This window comes from Acinetobacter sp. AG3, assembly GCF_022343575.1.
GTDB classification, from domain to species: Bacteria; Pseudomonadota; Gammaproteobacteria; order Pseudomonadales; family Moraxellaceae; genus Acinetobacter; species Acinetobacter guillouiae.
Genome location: NZ_JAKQZD010000001.1, coordinates 1,844,670 through 1,858,634, shown reverse-complemented (window position 1 = coordinate 1,858,634; position 13,965 = coordinate 1,844,670). Strand labels below are relative to the sequence as shown.

Here is a 13,965-nt window from a genome sequence, read left to right as displayed (position 1 = left end):
CTTAGGGTCTCCGCTAATTAAAGTTGCCGCAATTATAACCATAAAAATATTTAAAACAAGTGATTTTCAGCATAACAACGTCTATAAATGCCAGATTGATCATCATAATTGGAATTAAAATTCTTATATAAATTGAGAACCTGATGAGATTTTAAAATGATTTACCTTGGCACAGGTAGAAAAGGATTGTGAATAATGCATAAATTTCGGCAAAATACAGTGGAATAAAAACAAGCCCAATTCCAGTGAAATTGAGCTTGTTTAAAACGTTATTTAATCTAGATGTTTTTTAAAATTAGGCTTTGAGCTGAATATTTTCCAACTTTCCATCCAATGCTTCAATTAAGCTTTTGACCAAAGGCTCTTTTTGAAGCATTTCACTGGCACGATCATAAGCTCGAAGCTTACGCTCGTTTTGCATCATATAAGGTGTAGTCGACTCAACTTCACCATATTGCACCGTAAACAAAGTACTCGGCCACTGCTGTTTTAATTTCGCCTCAAGATCATGTTGTGCTTGGTTCAATAATTTTTCATATTTTTGTGAAATTTGAAAAATAGATTGACCATTCACATCCCCTGTCATTAACCCATGCTGTGCAAGTTCTTGAACAGCTGGAGAAAGTGAGCTATTTCTAAACCAATACTCCCATTTATCAACCGTCCACTCACCTTCTAAGACCTGTAATTTTAAGGCAAGTATCTGTTGCGGCGTTTGTTCCTCAGAACAAGATCCGTGTTCTATTTCAGGGATAATATTAGAAACTTGAGCTGGAGTATCTGTTTGAGAATGAATAGGCTCAACCAAATCAATTTCAACATTTTGATCCTGATTTTCAGGTGCTAAAAAGAATACATCTTGATTTGGGCTAGACGGAGACATGGTATTTTTCGGTTGACTCAACTCAGCACCAAACAAGGTTAAACTTGGTTCTGCATTTTCTACGTCAATTTTCTCTTGAACAGTTGGCTGCTGTGCTTCAATACCTTGATTATTATGAGCCGTTGCTTCAACCACAGCGCTTTGTTGTACTTCCTCAGCAAAGTCATCTAAATAGTCATCACTGCTCGGTTCATGGTCAACACTTTGCTGTTGAGTTTGCTGATCTTCAACTTGGTCAAAAGCTGGATCTAAATCACTCACTACACGCTGCGAATTGGCCTCAACCTGCGCTTGCTGTGTCTCCGCTAATGGCGCGTCAGTTTCTAGTTGTGAACTCACATTCAAAGTAGCATTTTGTTGTTCACTGTTTTTTTCAACAGGCACTTGCTGAGCCTGCTGTTGATGAGCTGGCTCTTGCTGAATTTGTGCTTGTTGCACAAGCCCCGTTTGAACAGATGCTTGATGCGGTTGCTGTGAAATAGCAACTTGATCGATATTCTGATTGTTTTGTGGTTGTTGAGCTTGAGAGACTACAATTTCATTGCTTTGCATCGGTCTAAATGCCAGTAAACGCAATACTGTCATTTCAAAGCCTTGCTCTTGTGTTACTGCAAGTTGTAGCTCCGCTCTACCTTTACTGGCAATTTGATAATAAAGCTGTAAATCTTGTGCAGAGACAATTTTTGATAACTGCATAATTTTTTGATTAATTTCAGCACTGTATTTTAGACTTAAATCAGGCAAATATTGCAACATTGCCAACTCATGCAAAGTCGAAATAAACTGATCTAAAACCAATGAAACATCTAAAGCCTGTTGCCTAAATTGTAGTAATAATTGGCTGACACGTGCATTTTGGTTTTGATGAATTGCCAAGATCAAATCATAAATGATGGTTCTATCAATCAAACCCAGCATTTCTTTGACATCTTGATGATGAATTGCACCTTGACCATAGGCAATTGCTTGGTCAGTTAAAGACAATGCATCACGTAATGAACCTTGGGCAGATTCAGCAATTTGCCAAATCGCATCTTGCTCTGATGAAATTTCTTCTTTATTTAAAATATCTGTAAGGTGATGGGTAATTTCATCTACAGCCAATGGACGTAATGTAAATTGCAAGCAACGTGAAATCACCGTAATTGGTAATTTTTGTGGATCAGTTGTCGCAAATAAAAATTTTACATGTTCAGGCGGTTCTTCCAATGTTTTCAATAACGCATTAAATGAATGCGTCGAAAGCATATGTACCTCATCGATCAAATATACCTTAAATCGCCCTTGGGTTGGTGCATAAGGCACATTGTCCAGTAACTCGCGTGTATCTTCGACTTTTGTCCGTGATGCCGCATCGATTTCAATAAGGTCAATAAAGCGCCCTTCATTTACCGCCTTACAGGTTGCACAAACTTCACAAGGTGTAGAGGTTACCCCTGTTTCACAATTTAAACATTTCGCTAAAATTCGAGCAATTGTGGTTTTCCCTACCCCACGCGTTCCAGTAAATAAATAGGCATGGTGTAAACGTCCACGATCTAAAGCACTGGTCAGTGCACGTGAAACGTGATTCTGTCCGACCAATTCATTAAAGTTACGTGGGCGATATTTACGTGCAAGTACCTGATACATGGAAGCTCCTAGTTACAGGTCTAAGGATACTGTTTTTTTGCTGATTAGTGAATGAAGAACTGTAGAGTTATTTTTTTATTAGAGATAATTCGATCAATTTCTTCTAATTTGACACTGTGCTCTACAACATAAAGTTTATCTATCTCTTAAATAGATTTAAAAACAAACAGTAGCTATTTTACTTTAAAAAACACTGCCGTGGCAGTGTTGATTAAATCACAATTTGGGCTTGCTAAAGTTTTTCAATCGGTACATCAAACTCATTTTTTCACACTTTAAAATCTAAATGTAAAAACAAGCGCATAATTTAAATTATGCGCAATATTCTAGACAGCGATCTGTTTCTTTGCTGGTAAAGCACGCCAAACAAATACAGATAAAACTAGGAACATCAGACCCGAAATACCCAAGACTTTACTATGCGAATGAATAAACGCTTCAAAAGCAGCTTGTTTTACCTGTTGCATCAATGCAGGTTCTAATTGTTTACTCAGCAATAATGCCTCACCAATAGAAGAACTTGCTTGAGCTGCGATATTCAACGGTAAATGATCAGGCAAGATAATCGAATTCGCATAAAATATAGACAACAACAGTCCAAAAATCGCAATCCCAAGACCTGCACCTAACTCATACGCCATGCCTTCGATTGCACCAGCAGCCGTTGCTTTTTGTGGAGGTACAGCAGACATAATAGCTGCCGTGGAAGATAATAATGCGATTTCAACACTGATCCCCATCAGCACCATCCACACCCAAGCTTGAATATAATCGATGTCAAAATTGGTCATGGCCAAACCAAAGAAACATAAGGCACACATCAGCATCCCTACAGTTGCTACAGGTCTCAAACCATAGTGATTCATTAAAATACTGGTAAAGGGTCCACCAATACTAATTGCAATCATAAAGGGTAAAATAAACAAACCTGCTTCCAATGGGCTATATCCATACACAAACTGTAATTCTTGTGAAAGCAGTAGCTCAAAACCAACTAATGCAATCATTGCCACCATTGCCATCACAATACTGGTTGAGATCACAGGATTCTTAAACAGACTAAAATCGATCATCGGTTGGGTTGTTTTCAATTGATGGCGGATAAATCCTACCAACAATCCCAATCCAAGCACAAAAATCAAAATCATCCCTAGGCTAAACGCATAGATAGAGGTCTTAATCGAATAAATCAGCATTAAGATTGCAGTGACCAAAATGAGCGCTTGTAATAGATTTAAAGGTTGCTTGGTTTGTACTGCTTGCTTTGGCACCAGCCATGTGGTCAATACCAAGACCAAAATAATAATTGGCACGTTAATCAGGAACACGGTTCCCCATGAAAAATGTTCTAGAATAAAACCACCCAACAATGGACCAAAAGCGGCTCCACCACCACCGACAGTTCCCCAAATACCTAAAGCATAATTACGTTGTTTTTCATCTAAAAAGGTATTTCGAACACCTGCCAAGGTTGCAGGTAAAATCATGGCAGCGCCTACACCAAGAAATGCTCGGGCAGCAATCAACATATAGGCTGAACTCGCAAAAGCAGCCATTAGCGAAGCCACACCAAAAATACCAGCACCAATCAGCATCAGCCGTTTAAAACCAATACGATCCCCCAATGCCCCCATGGGTAAAATCAAGCCTGCCATGATCAGTGAATAGATATCTATCACCCAGAGCATTTCATTACTGGATAGTGATAAGGCAGCACTCAATGTTGGGATGGCAACATGCAAAACCGTTGCATCAATTGAAACCGGTAAATAAATTAAAACGATGATTGCCAAAATCACCCAATTGCGGTACATAACACACCTAACTAAAGTTGGACACTTGTTCAATTTGAGTCATTATAACCAGACTTGAACAAACGTCCAACTTTGTTTAATATTTGTTTTGTAAATTTTATTGTATTAAAAGTGATGAACTATTTAAACCGAGAACAACGTCGTACTATGATTTTGGATGCAGCAAAGCGTGTTGCATTACAAGATGGATTGAATGGATTAACTGTGCGCCGTATTGCCGCAGAAGCACAAGTTTCAACAGGACAAGTACATCATCACTTTGAATCAAGTTCGCATTTAAAGGCCGAAGTTTTTATTGAATTGATGGATCAACTCAATGAAGTAGAAGATCAAATTAAAACCGACAGTAGTTTTGAGCGTTTATCTCTCTTGCTAGGCTTTGAAAATATTGAACTAACGCAACCCTATTTACGACTCTGGAATGAAGCTGAGATTTTAATCGACCAAGATCCTGAAATTAAAAAAGCTTATAATATTACGATGGAACAATGGCATGTTGCCTTGGTTACTGCGATTGAACATGGCGTCAGCCAACAAGAATTTAAAATTGCTATAACCAGCAGCAGCCAAGACATTGCTTGGCGGCTGATTGCTTTTGTTTGTGGTTTAGAAGGAATCTATCAACTTGGCTTAAAAGGTCTAGACCAACACTCGTTTAAACATCATGTCGAAACCATTCTAAAAATGGAGTTATTTGCCTAAGAAAATATTGATAAATCTATATACCGCTGTTTAAAGTCCTTATTTTTAATTCTTTTGCAAAATAAGACTCAGCCATCTGATCTACTATAAAATTTCAATCGCTTTGATCTTAATATTTAGAACCAGCCTTTACTTCCCTTAAGTAAACCGTCGGCGCAACGTAATGTTTCTTGGGTCAGCCCCCAAAGACGATAATCACCGGTGATTGAACCAATGGCAAAATTATGAGTGTAGGCAAAACTAAGCCCTCGTTGCGGGTCACACCACGCCCCAGAACCATTATATCCAATGTGACCAAAGCCTTGCTTGGCACGTTTACCCATACTAATCACACGATGGTAGCCTAAACGCCATTTCATAGGAATTGGCATCACGCGATCTCGTTTAATCGATTGGATTTGACTTAACTCAGCAAATATTTCAGGGCGAATGAAAACTTTTCCTTCCCAAACCCCTTTATTTGCCATCATGGCATAAACTTTTGCAAGACTATTGGCGCTAAATACACCATTGGCCGCTGGAATAATTGCTTGAAGCCCTTGGTCACTAAAGAAACTAAAATCACGCATCCCTTTCGGTACCATAGCATCTAAAAAATCTTGTGGATTTTGTCCGGTTAATTCAACCAATTTATCGGAAAAAGACGTTTTATGATGCTTCTTGGCTTTGCTCTTACTGGATTTTGTTTCTGTTTTTTGTACAGGTGCTGCTTTTTGAATTAAACGCGCCACACGGTTTAGCTCAGATTCAGGCACACCAAAATAGGCACCATCAAGTTGTAGGGGTTCAACCAAATACTTCTGCATTAACTGTGTTAAAGATTGTTGCGTTGCTTTCTCTAAAACACCACCCACCAACCAGCCAAATGTTAATGCCTGATATGCAATATCAGTTCCTACAGCAAAACGAGGTGTGGCCTGCTCCATGACCTTGAGCATATGCTGCCAATCTGCCATTTCAACGGCACCAGCAATAATATTTCGAATATCGTATAAGCCACTTTGATGAATTAAAATATGACGCAGTGTCATATTCTCTTTACCATTTTGAGCAAATTCAGGCCAAAAATTGACTATAGGCGTATCGTAGTCTAAGAAACCTTCACTCACCAAAATATGCGCGAGTGTTGCCAGTACACCTTTCCCAGTGGAATAACATACCGACAAGGTTCGCTCATTCCATTGCTCAGTTTTTGATTTTTTACCCGTATATATATCGACAACTTTTTCATTTTGAAAATAAACAGTTAAAGCAGCACCACCATTTTCGCTACGACCATCCTGCAAACGACTAAATTGAACAGCGAGATCTTGAAAACGCTCATCCACATAGCCTTGATAATTTTTCGTACTCGCAAAAATAATGTCCGTTAAACTGCTCATTGCCCTATCCTATTTTTTTAATCATAACTTTTTTAATTAAAAAAGCCTGAATCATCTCGACTCAGGCTTTATATTTTATCTTATAAAGCGTTAACTACACCAGAAACATGAGGTTTTTGTGATTTTTGATTACGAATCAAAAAGTCAGTTGTTGTACCATCTTGTGCAGTTAAAAATTCTACTGTTGAAGGTAAATACATCGGCAATTTAAACAATACATCGGCTTCATAAGCTTCTGGTAAGTTGAGCCCAGCGAGAACACGCGCCTTGCTCCACATCCCATGAGCAATCGCTTGTTTAAAACCAAATGCTTTTGCAGTTAATGCATGGATATGAATCAAGTTAAAATCACCTGATGTCATAGCATAACGACGACCAGTATTTTCAGAAACTTCCCAAACCGCCTGAACTTGATAATTTGGTTCTTTTTTATCTTTTGGTTTTTCTGTAACTGAACCATCGGTTTTTTGGCGTGCTAGATAGGTGGTTAATCCTTGCATGACCACGTCACCGCCAACTTTGGCTGTTGTGATGAAATCGAACTGAACCCCTTTATCATGGGGCTTTAACTCACCAAATTGACAAGATAAAGTCAGCTGTTCATTGACCCCAATTTTACGTGTTTGCTTAATTTGATTGCGAATATGCACCAAGCCTAAGATTGCAAAAGGAAATGCTTCAGAGGTCATCATATGCATTTGTAAACTTTGCGATAAAACAGCTAAATAAATCGCGGGAATATACCCATTATTTTTAAAGCCACACACTTCGTTATATGCTTTTAAATGATTTGGATCAATTTTGAATGAATCAACCACATATTCAACTTGCGGTAGAACTTTTTCACCTTTTGGCTTTTTAAAAATTAAACCCTGAATCACTTTTGGATAAGCTAAATATGGCTTGGGAAGTTGACTAAAATGGCGAGTATTCATACTGGACCTTTGAAAAATTAATTCTTATTCAACATTTAAAAAATCCAACATTTCAGTTGGAAATTAACGGATGATACAGCTTAAACATCCTGATTTCGTTCAAGAGAAAGCCAGCGAAAGTGTTATTTAAATACACAAATAATCTCTTCGCGGAAATCCCCTAAACGAAACAGGACTTCACTTATGCGTGATTATGCACCCAATAAGCTTTGACCACAAACACGCACAACATTACCATTTAATCCTGTAGATGCTGAAGATGCAAATAAAGCAATTGTTTCAGCAACATCAACAGGTAAGCCACCTTGACTCATTGAGTTCATACGACGACCTGCTTCACGGATTGCAAATGGAATTGCCGCGGTCATTTGAGTTTCAATGAAACCCGGCGCTACAGCATTAATGGTAATACCATTTTTTAACACAGGCGCAGTAAATTTCACCAAACCAATGACACCTGCTTTTGATGCAGCATAGTTGGTTTGACCTAAGTTACCAGCAATACCTGAAATTGAAGATACGCAAACAATACGACCATTTGCATTTAAACCATCATTTGACAATAAATAATCGTTAATACGTTCAGCAGCAGATAAGTTGATATTAATCACCAGATCCCACATCTCTGGCTTCATATTTGCCAAAGTTTTATCACGTGTAATACCCGCATTATGTACGATGATATCTAAACCACCTTGTTGAGCTGCCGCAGCTTTGATTTTTTCACCAGCATCAGCAGCAGTGATATCAATTGCGAGCGTAGAACCACCGATTTCACTTGCAACACGGTCTAGGTCTGCTTGTTGTGGTGGAACATCTAAACAAATTACATGTGCACCATCACGTGCCAATACATGTGCAATCGCTTCACCAATACCACGGCTTGCACCTGTTACTAATGCAGTTTTGCCTGCAAGCGGTTTTGCCCAATCGATATCAATCACATCACCTTTAGATACGCGAATCACTTGACCCGATACGTATGCTGAACGTGGAGAAATTGCAAAACGTAAACTTGATTCCAAGTTTTGTGCAGCATCTGCATCAACCAGAATAAGATCAGCAGCAATTCCTTTCTTAAACTCTTTACCAACCGATTTAACAAACCCTTCTAATGCACGTTGTGCAATCGCTTGCTTAATCGTTGGTGCAGTTTCAGGTGTTAAACCAATAATAATTACACGACCTGATGTTGCAATTTGACGGGCAACAGGATTAAAAAACTTGTGTAGTTCATGTAATTGTTCTGAATTTTGAATCCCTGATGCATCAAATATCACTGCTTTGAATTTTGATTCTTTATCGCCTTCATTAAAAGCACCAACATTCAAACCAGATTTTGCAGCAGCTTGTTGTAACTCTGCGTTATTCCCTGCATAAGTATTGGCATGAATATTACTAAGAACCTGCGCAACTTCACCAGTGAAATGACTCTTTGGAGCTGCACCAAATAATACAGCACCTTTAACGACAGGAGTGGCTGACTCAAAGCGGTCTAGCTGGATTGGTGATGGTAAACCTAAATTTTTTATGACAAATTTACCAATTGGAGATTTAGCAAATGCTTGGTATTGGTCAGACATGTTTCTTATCTCTCATCAAATTAATTTTGTATGGGGCTTAAGCTATCTTTTAACTTCAGTATAATCTCAGATATTTAGCTGTGTTGCGCTTTCTTAAATGGCTTGCGTTGTTCTTCGCGCAAGGCTTAGAGGAATCGTCAACAACGCTATCATCTCTATGTCCCATAAGTTTCAGTTAAATCATACTTGAGTTGCCAAAATGATGACTTGACCTGAAAGAATATGCAAATGTCATTATAGTCAATTCGAGTCATAGCCAATTATGTTAATGTAAGTACTAAGAATATTGCGAACATGCTTGGAAAAGCCTTATGAGCAAAACAACTCAAGAAAATTCAAACGCTGAAAGCACTGTACAAGAAACTGTGTCAAATACATCAAAACCTCGTACTCGTACGAGTAAAAGTAGCAACACAAATTCTACAAATGCCAATGCAGCCAACACGACTAAAAAACCGACTCGTGCACCAGCAGCTGCTTCACGTAGCAAAGCAACGGCATCGACGGCAAAAAAAGTTACAACAGCTTCATCTTCTAAAACTCAAACTTCTGGTCAGCAGGATAAAATTATGAGTCAAAACACTGTACGTCGCGTAGCAATTATTGGCGGTAACCGTATTCCTTTTGCACGTTCAAATGGCCCTTATTTCCGAGCGTCAAACATTGACATGCTTACTGCGTCTTTAAACGGTTTAATTGAACGTTTTAACCTTCAAGGTCAACGTTTAGGTGAAGTTGTTGCTGGTGCAGTTCTAAAACATAGCCGTGATTTCAACATGACACGTGAATGTGTTTTAAATACTCAACTTGCCCCTGAAACCCCTGCTTATGATATTCAACAAGCATGTGGTACTGGCTTACAAGCAGCTTTCCTTGTTGCAAACAAAATTGCATTAGGCCAGATTGAAGTGGGTATTGCTGGTGGTGTGGATACTACCTCTGATGCACCGATCGCATTTGGTGACGGCTTACGTAAAGCATTGCTTGAATTAAACATTGCAAAAACAGGTAAAGACCGTTTAAAAGCCTTAGCTAAAATCAATGTTAAAGACTTGATGGATGCGCCAAAAAATGGTGAACCTCGAACAGGTTTATCTATGGGTGATCACCAAGCGATTACTGCTTTAGAATGGGGTATTCCTCGCGAAGCTCAAGATGAACTTGCTGCATCTTCACATCAAAAAATGGCCAAAGCATATGAAGAAGGTTTCTTCGATGATTTGATCACGCCATTTATGGGTCTAGACAAAGACAATAATTTACGTCCTGATTCTTCAGTTGAAAAATTGGCTAAGCTTAAACCTGCATTTGGTAAAGGTGAAACTGCAACAATGACTGCAGGTAACTCTACTCCACTTACAGACGGCGCTTCAGTTGTACTTTTAGCCTCTGAAGAATGGGCGAAAGCAAATGGTCACGAAGTACTCGCGTACTTAACATTCACTGAAACTGCTGCTGTAGATTTTGTCAATAAGAAAGAAGGTTTATTGATGGCGCCTGCTTATGCTGTTCCACGTATGTTGGCTCGTGCGGGTATTAAACTTCAAGACTTCGACTACTATGAAATTCATGAAGCTTTTGCATCACAAGTTCTTTCGACTTTAAAAGCTTGGGAAGATCCTAAGTTCTGTAAAGAACGTTTAGGTCTAGATGCACCTTTAGGCTCAATTGACCGTAGCAAACTCAATGTTAAAGGTTCTTCTTTAGCTGCGGGTCATCCATTTGCAGCAACAGGTGGTCGTATTTTGGCAACCGCTGCAAAATTGATTAACCAAAAAGGTTCAGGTCGTGTACTCATTTCGATTTGTGCTGCTGGTGGTCAAGGTGTAACTGCAATCGTAGAGAAATAAGTTCTCTGATTTGTACCATACCTTCAAAAAAGCATCCTGAATGGATGCTTTTTTATTACTCGTCAATCTACATATCGCTAACAAGATTTTACCTAGACCACAAAAAATGGTTAGCCGAAGCTAACCATTTAAAATCTTCACTATTCTTAGGGAAAATAGTGTTGATTTTAGAAGCGATACCCCACACCAACATAAGTAATCAATGGATCTATATCGACTTTTGTCGTGGAATTAATCAGTCGCTTACCAGTCTTGGCATCAACAACATCAATCTTTGCCTGATTGTTGAGCTTGGCATAAGAAACAGAAGCCACACCAAACCAGTTTTCATTAATATCATAAGTAGCGCCCAGACTTACAATGGGTGCTATGGCATCAGTCGTTTTAACTCTTACATAAGGATTTGCACTGGAAGGTTTGCCATCTAACGCAGCCCCAGCTTTTCCATCTAAAACGTTTTGAATCATGTGTCCCGCTGCAACCAGATCACTTTTGATCTGTGAGTTCAACTTAATATCCGTGAAATGAGAGTACATCACCCCTACCCCAATATATGGACGCAATTTATTGACACCAGATTGACCAAATTGATATTGCGCTTCCAGCGCTGGTGTCCAAGCACGTACCGATGCTGCTTTAGACTTATTGCCTAAATTGGTGATTGGAATGGCTTGATTTAAACCAATACCATCTGGAAATAAGATATTGACCAACTCATTTGGCGAAGTGGCTAATCCTGTGAGCGGTGCCAATATTTCCCCTTTACCTTTAATATCCACTTTTGGAGGAATCCCACCAATGAGTTGCAAAGAAACATTGTCGTTGATGTAATAATTTAGCATCAAGCCCAGCGTATCCACGTCATCGACTTCGAGCCCTGTACCCTTTGCTTGCCAATTTTCCAAGCCATGAATATTTGCGGTTCCTGCGACCTCCGGCAAAATATTCCCCTTACCATCAGTCAATAAGGTTTGCATAAAGGCATCATTGAGAAATTCAGTTAACACCTCTTTCTGATTAAATGGCACTCCGCCTAAGTCTTCTCCCATCGCATTAGGATCAACTGAGTTTAAAAAACTGGTTGTAGAGATACTTCCGACTGTTGCATTGGTACCATTTTTAACACTGGTATTAATATTAAAGGGATTGGCTTTTCCTTGAGGCATGACATGTAACCAACCTGCAGATACTGAAAAGCGTTTATACTCCCCCGCAAAACTCGTGCTGGTAATCGCGAATAATGAAGTTGCTATAGCAATATTTTTTAACGTTAATATTTTTTTCATTTTTTATCCTTAAAATATGAGATTACCGAACCGTGGTAACCTGTTTAAAAAACATACATAAAAAACAATATTTATGTATAAAATTCTGATCAATAGCATTTACACTCATCCGAAAAAAATATTGGTATCTTTATTTTTAATTTTTTTATAATACTTATTAATCATACATATCATTATGTTATTTTTATCATTTAGCATAAATTAACAGTACAGGTATATTTAAAAAGTCTATTTAAGCCCATACTGACCTAGTATAGAAATATTAAATTTTTCACATAATTTTCACTTTTTAATTATTAACACACATTCTCATAAATTGATAATTTAGTCTATTTTGATGGATTTTAAAATTTATCCCCGAAATTTAACGCAACGATTCACTTTTTAAAAATAAAATGATCTGTCAAAGCAAAAAATACCAAATAAAATCTGTTTTTGTCGTTTTTAATCAAAACTCACGTTAAAGCCTGATTTTCAGCTTAAAATTATAAAGAAAAACTTCATCATTTTATTTTAAATATAAATATCAAATACTTAATTTAAAATTTGCATGATTAAAATTTGGTAGGTGTTTAGTAGGTATTCAATCCAGCCCTCAAAACTGATACTCAACCTCAAGGTGATCATCACCTTTCTGGAATGATGAAATAACAATGGTAGAAGGAATCGCACCATGGCTTTTAAAAATATAGCAGATCAAACAAACGGTTTTTACATCCCTTGCGTCTCACTTTTTGGTCCAGGTTGTGCCAAAGAAGTCGGCGCTAAAGCACAAAATTTAGGGGCAAAAAAAGCCCTCATCGTCACTGATGCTGGCCTATTCAAATTTGGTGTTGCAGACATTATCGTTGGCTATCTCAAAGAAGCTGGCGTAGACAGTCATGTTTTTCCTGGCGCAGAACCAAACCCGACAGATATTAATGTACACAATGGCGTAAATGAATATAACAATAATGGCTGTGACTTTATTGTGTCTTTAGGCGGCGGATCTTCTCATGACTGTGCAAAAGGAATTGGCCTAGTCACCGCAGGTGGCGGTCATATTCGTGATTATGAAGGGATTGATCAAAGTAAAGTCCCAATGACACCGCTTGTCGCAATCAATACAACGGCGGGAACTGCTTCTGAAATGACTCGTTTCTGTATTATCACCAATACAGATACCCATGTAAAAATGGCGATTGTTGACTGGCGTTGTACCCCGCTTGTTGCAATTGATGATCCTAAACTCATGATTGCAAAACCTGCTGCTTTAACTGCTGCAACGGGTATGGATGCTTTAACTCATGCTGTAGAAGCTTATGTTTCAACTGCTGCAAACCCAATTACCGATGCATGTGCAGAAAAAGCCATTTCAATGATTAGCGAATGGTTAAGCCCTGCTGTTGCCAATGGCGAAAATCTTGAAGCACGTGATGCGATGGCATATGCACAATATTTAGCAGGTATGGCATTTAACAATGCATCTTTAGGTTATGTACATGCAATGGCTCATCAATTAGGTGGCTTCTATAACCTTCCACACGGCGTATGTAATGCAATTCTATTACCGCATGTGTGTGAGTTTAACTTAATTGCTTGTCCTGACCGTTATGCAAAAATTGCCCAATTAATGGGTGTCAATACCGAGGGTTTAACCGTTACTGAGGCTGCTTTTGCTGCGATTGATGCAATCCGTGAGTTATCATCATCTATTGGTATCCCTTCTGGCTTAGCTGAACTGGGTGTCAAAGCGGAAGATCATGCAGTAATGACATCAAATGCGCAAAAAGATGCCTGTATGTTGACAAACCCACGTAAAGCAACTGATGCTCAAGTCATTAAAATTTTTGAATCAGCAATGTAAAACGATACTCTTTGGTTCTACATCAGCCTGACAACTGTTTTAAGCCAAATCC

Annotated in this window: 9 protein-coding genes; 3 read left to right on the top strand and 6 right to left on the bottom strand. The window is 38.5% G+C overall.

Annotated features, from left to right (window positions below; translation table 11 throughout):
- Positions 1-295 precede the first annotated feature (295 nt).
- The gene (gene dnaX, locus L3V46_RS08575; RefSeq protein WP_239045439.1) at positions 296-2,515 is read right to left on the bottom strand and encodes a DNA polymerase III subunit gamma/tau; all 2,220 of its coding nucleotides are present in this window, start codon (positions 2,513-2,515) and stop codon (positions 296-298) included.
- A 326-nt stretch (positions 2,516-2,841) separates the two neighbouring features.
- Positions 2,842-4,329 (bottom strand): SmvA family efflux MFS transporter, encoded by a 1,488-nt coding sequence (locus tag L3V46_RS08570; RefSeq protein WP_034615188.1) that lies wholly within the window; start codon positions 4,327-4,329, stop codon positions 2,842-2,844.
- A 114-nt stretch (positions 4,330-4,443) separates the two neighbouring features.
- Here L3V46_RS08570 and L3V46_RS08565 point away from each other — a divergent pair, with 114 nt between their 5' ends.
- On the top strand, positions 4,444-5,031 hold the full coding sequence (locus L3V46_RS08565; RefSeq protein ID WP_239045438.1) for a TetR family transcriptional regulator: 588 nt from the start codon (positions 4,444-4,446) through the stop codon (positions 5,029-5,031).
- Between the two features lie 116 nt (positions 5,032-5,147).
- Here L3V46_RS08565 and L3V46_RS08560 read toward each other — a convergent pair whose 3' ends face one another.
- The 3 genes from L3V46_RS08560 to L3V46_RS08550 all read right to left on the bottom strand — a co-directional run bounded on the left by L3V46_RS08560 (position 5,148) and on the right by L3V46_RS08550 (position 8,931).
- The gene (locus L3V46_RS08560; protein ID WP_239045437.1) at positions 5,148-6,413 is read right to left on the bottom strand and encodes a serine hydrolase domain-containing protein; all 1,266 of its coding nucleotides are present in this window, start codon (positions 6,411-6,413) and stop codon (positions 5,148-5,150) included.
- A gap of 80 nt (positions 6,414-6,493) precedes the next feature.
- Positions 6,494-7,348, bottom strand: coding sequence for a MaoC/PaaZ C-terminal domain-containing protein (locus L3V46_RS08555; RefSeq protein ID WP_004719535.1), 855 nt, complete (start codon positions 7,346-7,348; stop codon positions 6,494-6,496).
- Positions 7,349-7,539: 191 nt separating this feature from the next.
- The gene (locus tag L3V46_RS08550; RefSeq protein WP_004822281.1) at positions 7,540-8,931 is read right to left on the bottom strand and encodes a 3-oxoacyl-ACP reductase; all 1,392 of its coding nucleotides are present in this window, start codon (positions 8,929-8,931) and stop codon (positions 7,540-7,542) included.
- A gap of 311 nt (positions 8,932-9,242) precedes the next feature.
- On the opposite strand from L3V46_RS08550, the gene L3V46_RS08545 reads away from it, so the two are divergent.
- Complete coding sequence (locus L3V46_RS08545) at positions 9,243-10,781, top strand: acetyl-CoA C-acetyltransferase (protein ID WP_004822283.1); 1,539 nt, start codon at positions 9,243-9,245, stop codon at positions 10,779-10,781.
- A 167-nt stretch (positions 10,782-10,948) separates the two neighbouring features.
- Here the strand turns inward: L3V46_RS08545 and L3V46_RS08540 are convergent, their stop codons facing one another.
- The gene (locus L3V46_RS08540) at positions 10,949-12,067 is read right to left on the bottom strand and encodes an OmpW family outer membrane protein (protein WP_004822285.1); all 1,119 of its coding nucleotides are present in this window, start codon (positions 12,065-12,067) and stop codon (positions 10,949-10,951) included.
- A gap of 673 nt (positions 12,068-12,740) precedes the next feature.
- Between L3V46_RS08540 and L3V46_RS08535 the strand changes: the two genes are divergently transcribed.
- Positions 12,741-13,913 (top strand): iron-containing alcohol dehydrogenase, encoded by a 1,173-nt coding sequence (locus tag L3V46_RS08535; protein WP_004822286.1) that lies wholly within the window; start codon positions 12,741-12,743, stop codon positions 13,911-13,913.
- The last annotated feature ends 52 nt before the right edge of the window (positions 13,914-13,965 follow it).